Source organism: Pseudomonas sp. SDO55104_S430 (assembly GCF_054070595.1).
Genome location: NZ_JBSVXG010000311.1, coordinates 1 through 5,205, shown reverse-complemented (window position 1 = coordinate 5,205; position 5,205 = coordinate 1). Strand labels below are relative to the sequence as shown.

Genomic DNA, 5,205 nt, shown 5'->3' with positions numbered 1-5,205 from the left:
GTTTGGTTACTTTGCGCTCTTCAAAGTGACCCGCCGTAAGGGCGGAACCAATAGCCGCCGTGACCGAAGAAACGGATATGTACTCCGCCCCCAAAAACAAAAAAAGGCGCGATCCCAAAAGATCGCGCCTTCTTCATATCAGACCGAAAAATCAGCTCCCCAACGCCTTCGAAGCCAACCAGAACAACCCAGCCGACAACGCCACGGTAGCCGGCAACGTCAGAACCCAAGCCAGCAGAATGGTCCGGACAGTCCCCCCTTGCAGGCCGCTCTTGTTCGCAACCATGGTCCCGGCTACACCCGAAGACAACACGTGAGTGGTGGAAACCGGCAGGCTGAACACGTTGGCCATGCCGATCATGCACGCCGCAGTGATCTGCGCCGACATGCCCTGAGCGTAGGTCATGCCCTGCTTGCCGATCTTTTCGCCAATGGTCAGTACCACACGTTTCCAGCCAACCATGGTGCCCAGACCCAGAGCCAGGGCCACCGCCAGAATCACCCAGAACGGGGCGTATTCGGTGGTGGTGGTCAGGTCCTTGCGCAGCTTGTCCAGGTCAGCCTTTTCACGGGCCGCGAGGCCTGGCAGCTTGGCAACCTTCTTCGCGGTGTCATCCAGGCAGAGCAGGTAGCGACGCACTTCGATGCGGCTGTCCGACGGCAGCGAGTGGTAGTCGGCTACACCCTTGAGTGTGCCCAGCAGAGCATTGATGGTCGGCTCGGTCTGCTTCGGATCGCAGCGGAATTTCTCCGGCAGGTCGCCTTCTACGCTTTTGCCCAGGGCCAGGAATTCGCCCAGGGAGTCGGCATTGCGCTTGTAGAACTGGCTCAAGTGCAGGGTCGCGTCGCGGGTACGTTCGATCTGGTAGGTGGTGCTGTTCAGGTCGAGTACGAACTGCGCCGGGACGATACCGATCAGCACCAGCATGATCAGGCCGATACCTTTCTGGCCATCGTTGGAACCGTGCACGAAGCTCACGGCCATGGCCGAGATCACCAGCACCAGGCGGTTCCAGAACGGCGGGTGTTTCTTGTCGTCGATACTGCGGCGCTGTTCCGGCGTCTTGTGCATCTTCGACAGCGGACGCCACCATTTAAGACCGATCAGCACCAGTGCCGCGATCAGGAAACCTGCCATTGGCGAGAACACCAGCGAGGCGGCGATGTCGATCGCCTTCTGCCAGTTCACCCCGTCAGCCAGCGGAATATCGTTGATCAGGGCGTTGGCCAGGCCCACGCCGAGGATCGAGCCGATCAGCGTGTGGGAGCTGGAAGCCGGGATACCGAAGTACCAGGTGCCCAGGTTCCAGGCGATGGCTGCGGCGAGCAACGAGAAGACCATGGCTAGACCGTGGCCGGTATTGACGTTGATCAGCAGTTCCACCGGCAGCAGGTGAACGATGGCATACGCCACGCCAACGCCACCCAGCAGCACGCCGAGGAAGTTGAACACCCCGGAAAAGAACACCGCCAGGTGCGGCGGCATTGCTTTGGTGTAGATAACAGTGGCTACCGCGTTAGCGGTGTCATGAAATCCATTGATGAACTCGAAGGCGAGCACAAAAGCCAGGGCGAGCAAGAGGCTCACAAGCACCCAAGCATCCAGTCCGCTGAATAAATCGATCATGAAGGTTTTCTGACCCGGTCATAAGGGGGCGCGATTATGCCAGAAAAGACAGTGAATCGATGCACTAGCTGCTCGTCGGTAACATTCTTCAATGAATTTTTTTGCGGTTGCACCCTCGCTCCCGATGATTTTCCGGGGGCTGCAAGTCATTGAATTCCTTCGCAAACGCTGATGGCGCAAGGGTTGCGCCTGCCCGAAGGCGCGGGCCGGATGCTTGTATGAAATTTCTGAAAGGAGGGTCAGATATGAGCCTCGTACCCTGTCAGATGGGGCAAGGTAGCTGCTGCCCGCTCATGGCGGGCGCATGAGGCAACATCGATACTTCCCGCTTTTAACGGGTGTAAATGAAGACCCTGGAAGGAATCAGGCCGAAGCAGTCATGGCTCTTCGGCTTTGAGTTCCTTTTCCATTTTTTCCAGTTCCTGCTTGAAAACCTGATCCTGAACGGTGGCGCGTTTACGCCAGGGTTTGCGTTCCGGTTCGGGTTGGGCGGCGTAGGTGGTGACTTCCCCGCCGTAAACATCCTTGTAACGTTGTTCCTGGCGCTCAAGTTCCGCGCGCAGTTCGTCTTTCGTCACAGTGCTACCTGATTGAGTTGAGATAAATTCTGGTGATACGCGCTGCGCTCAATGTATTGATCACACATGACGACAGGACAAGGCCCATGCAGGCATCGTTTACGGCAGGGCGATCAATACGTCCATGTTGCAGGCGGCCACGGCACCAGAGATAAATTGCTGACGTAGCATCAGTTTCCAGTTTTGGCGAGCGTGCTGGCTATGCAGTTACGCGCCGCCGAGTAGCGGCATCGGCGAATGATAAAACGCCGGGCTACTGATTTGCATTATAGCGAGCGATTCAGAGAACACTATCTCCAAAAACTTGAAAGTGGATATTGCGGCGTGAATGTTTTGTTGCTTGCAAGTTTTACTGCCAACTAGCGTTTAGGGGATGTGCAACGATGCATTTCTGGCGCCATTAAGTCGAACAACTTGTTCAACTTTATCCACCTTAAATCAACTTCAACCTTCCTCGCGTACTTATAGAGAGGAGGGCGCATCAGCCGGGATGGCGTCAGGCGGTTGCGATTACCGGTCGAGCGTTCGATAATCGCCCAATGTTGCCTGGTCGGGCTTGTCTGCGGGGCCCATGACACCTGTAATAGTCGCTGATCCGTACAGCAAAGGTCCCTAAATGAATGATCAACTGCGCAACTCCTTCGCTTCCGTAGCGCCACCGATCGTGGCGTCGCCCGCCAAGCGGATTCAGGCGCTGACCGGCGATCCGGATTTCATGACCTCTCTGGCGCGGGGGCTTGCGGTGGTGCAGGCATTCCAGGAGCGCAAACGGCACCTGACCATTGCCCAGATCAGCCATCGCACGGAAATTCCCCGCGCCGCCGTAAGACGTTGCCTGCATACCCTGATCAAACTCGGCTACGCCACCACCGATGGCCGCACGTATTCTCTGCTGCCCAAAGTGCTGACTCTCGGCCATGCCTACGTCTCCTCGACGCCGCTGGCGGTATCGGCCCAGCCCTACCTGGACCGTATGAGCGAGCAACTGCACGAAGCCTGCAACATGGCCACTCTCGAGGGCGACGACATCCTCTACATCGCCCGTTCCGCGACCACCCAGCGCCTGATCTCGGTCGATCTCTCGGTGGGCGGGCGCTTGCCGGCCTATTGCACATCGATGGGCCGGATCCTGCTGGCGGCCCTGGATGACAGTTCGCTGCACGAATACCTCGACCACGCCGACTTGCAGGCCAAGACCAGTCGCACCCTGCACACCCCCGAAGCCTTGCTCGAATGTCTGCAGGAAGTGCGGCGCCAAGGCTGGTGCATCGTTGATCAGGAGCTGGAGCAGGGCCTGCGTTCGATTGCCGTGCCGGTCTATGACGCCTCCGGTCAAGTAGTCGCGGCCCTCAATGTCAGCACCCATGCCGGGCGGGTCAGCCGCAACGAACTGGAACAGCGTTTTCTGCCAGGACTGCTGAGCGCCAGTCGCGACCTCAGTGCACAGCTGTTTGCCTAAGCTGTTCGGTAATCGCACGGAGTCGTTTTCGCTGAATTGACGCTGTTTCCTGCGGGTCTTTAATGTCGCGGCTGCGCCGGCTTTGGCTGGCACCGTTCGATTGCGTACCGCTTGGAATAAAAATAATGAACCAGCCTCAGTCTGCTGTAGGGAACTGCCTCGATGTGCAGTCCTTCATCAATGCTCAACCGATTTCGCGCTACCAGTGGCGCGTGGTCATCCTGTGTTTCCTGATTGTTTTCCTCGATGGTCTCGACACCGCGGCCATGGGCTTCATCGCCCCGGCGCTGTCCCAGGACTGGGGCATCGACCGCGCCAGCCTGGGTCCGGTGATGAGCGCGGCGCTGATCGGCATGGTCTTCGGCGCGCTGGGCTCCGGTCCTCTGGCCGACCGCTTCGGGCGAAAAGTCGTGCTGGTCGGCGCCGTGTTGCTGTTCGGCGCGTTCAGTCTGGCTTCGGCCTACAGCACCAATGTCGAGCAGTTGCTGGTGCTGCGTTTCCTCACCGGCCTGGGGCTGGGCGCCGGCATGCCGAACGCCACCACGCTGCTGTCGGAGTACACCCCGGAACGCAAGAAATCCCTGCTGGTGACCAGCATGTTCTGCGGCTTCAACCTGGGCATGGCCGGCGGTGGCTTCATCTCTGCCAAGCTGATCCCGGCGTTCGGCTGGCACAGCCTGCTGCTGATTGGCGGGATTCTGCCGCTGATCCTGGCCGTGGTGCTGTTGTTCTGGCTGCCGGAGTCGGCGCGCTACCTCGTGGTGCGTAACCGTGGCACCGACAAAGTGCGCCAAACCCTGGCACCCATCGACCCGACGGTCGTCGCCCAGGCCGCGAGCTTCAGCGTGCCGGAACAGAAAACCGTGAAGGCGCGCAATGTTTTCGCCGTGATCTTCTCCGGCACCTACAGCATGGGCACTTTGCTGCTGTGGCTGACCTACTTCATGGGCCTGGTGATCGTTTATCTGCTGACCAGCTGGCTGCCGACCCTGATGCGCGACAGCGGTGCGAGCATGGAGCAGGCCGCGTTCATCGGCGCGCTATTCCAATTCGGCGGCGTGTTGAGCGCGGTGGGTGTAGGTTGGGCCATGGACCGCTTCAATCCGCACAAGGTCATCGGCACGTTCTACCTGCTGGCCGGGGTGTTTGCTTACGCGGTGGGGCAAAGCCTGGGCAGCATCACGCTGCTGGCGACCCTGGTGCTGATCGCCGGGATGTGCGTCAACGGCGCGCAATCGGCGATGCCGTCGCTGGCCGCGCGGTTCTATCCGACCCAGGGGCGTGCCACGGGTGTGTCGTGGATGCTCGGGATCGGCCGTTTCGGCGCGATCCTCGGAGCCTGGATGGGCGCGACGCTGCTTGGACTGGGCTGGAACTTTGAACAGGTGCTGACGGCGCTGGTGATTCCGGCGGCGCTGGCGACGGCGGCGGTGGTGATCAAGGGGTTGGTCAGTCATGCGGATGCGACCTGATTTGGTTTGATGTAGACCTTGATGGCCTCTTCGCGGGCAAGCCTCGCTCCTACAGGTTCGACGACGTTT

General features: G+C 59.6%; 4 protein-coding genes. 2 read left to right on the top strand and 2 right to left on the bottom strand.

Annotated elements, in window-relative coordinates; genetic code table 11:
• Positions 1-151: 151 nt before the first annotated feature.
• Both ACW9JE_RS28310 and ACW9JE_RS28305 read right to left on the bottom strand, forming a co-directional pair.
• Positions 152-1,627, bottom strand: coding sequence for an inorganic phosphate transporter (locus tag ACW9JE_RS28310; RefSeq protein WP_224541983.1), 1,476 nt, complete (start codon positions 1,625-1,627; stop codon positions 152-154).
• 377 nt (positions 1,628-2,004) lie between these two features.
• Positions 2,005-2,205 carry a hypothetical protein gene (locus ACW9JE_RS28305; protein ID WP_224541985.1) on the bottom strand — a complete coding sequence of 67 codons (201 nt, stop codon included), beginning with the start codon at positions 2,203-2,205 and terminating at the stop codon, positions 2,005-2,007.
• A 616-nt stretch (positions 2,206-2,821) separates the two neighbouring features.
• Here ACW9JE_RS28305 and pcaR point away from each other — a divergent pair.
• On the top strand, positions 2,822-3,664 hold the full coding sequence (gene pcaR / locus ACW9JE_RS28300) for a pca regulon transcriptional regulator PcaR (protein ID WP_224541987.1): 843 nt from the start codon (positions 2,822-2,824) through the stop codon (positions 3,662-3,664).
• A 125-nt stretch (positions 3,665-3,789) separates the two neighbouring features.
• The gene (locus tag ACW9JE_RS28295; RefSeq protein ID WP_457434638.1) at positions 3,790-5,136 is read left to right on the top strand and encodes an aromatic acid/H+ symport family MFS transporter; all 1,347 of its coding nucleotides are present in this window, start codon (positions 3,790-3,792) and stop codon (positions 5,134-5,136) included.
• Positions 5,137-5,205: the final 69 nt, after the last annotated feature.

Coding starts and splice junctions, on each gene's coding strand:
- ACW9JE_RS28310 (WP_224541983.1), bottom strand. CDS start 1,627: ATGATCGATTTATTCAGCGGACTGGATGCTTGGGTGCTTGTGAGCCTC.
- pcaR (WP_224541987.1), top strand. CDS start 2,822: ATGAATGATCAACTGCGCAACTCCTTCGCTTCCGTAGCGCCACCGATC.
- ACW9JE_RS28295 (WP_457434638.1), top strand. CDS start 3,790: ATGAACCAGCCTCAGTCTGCTGTAGGGAACTGCCTCGATGTGCAGTCC.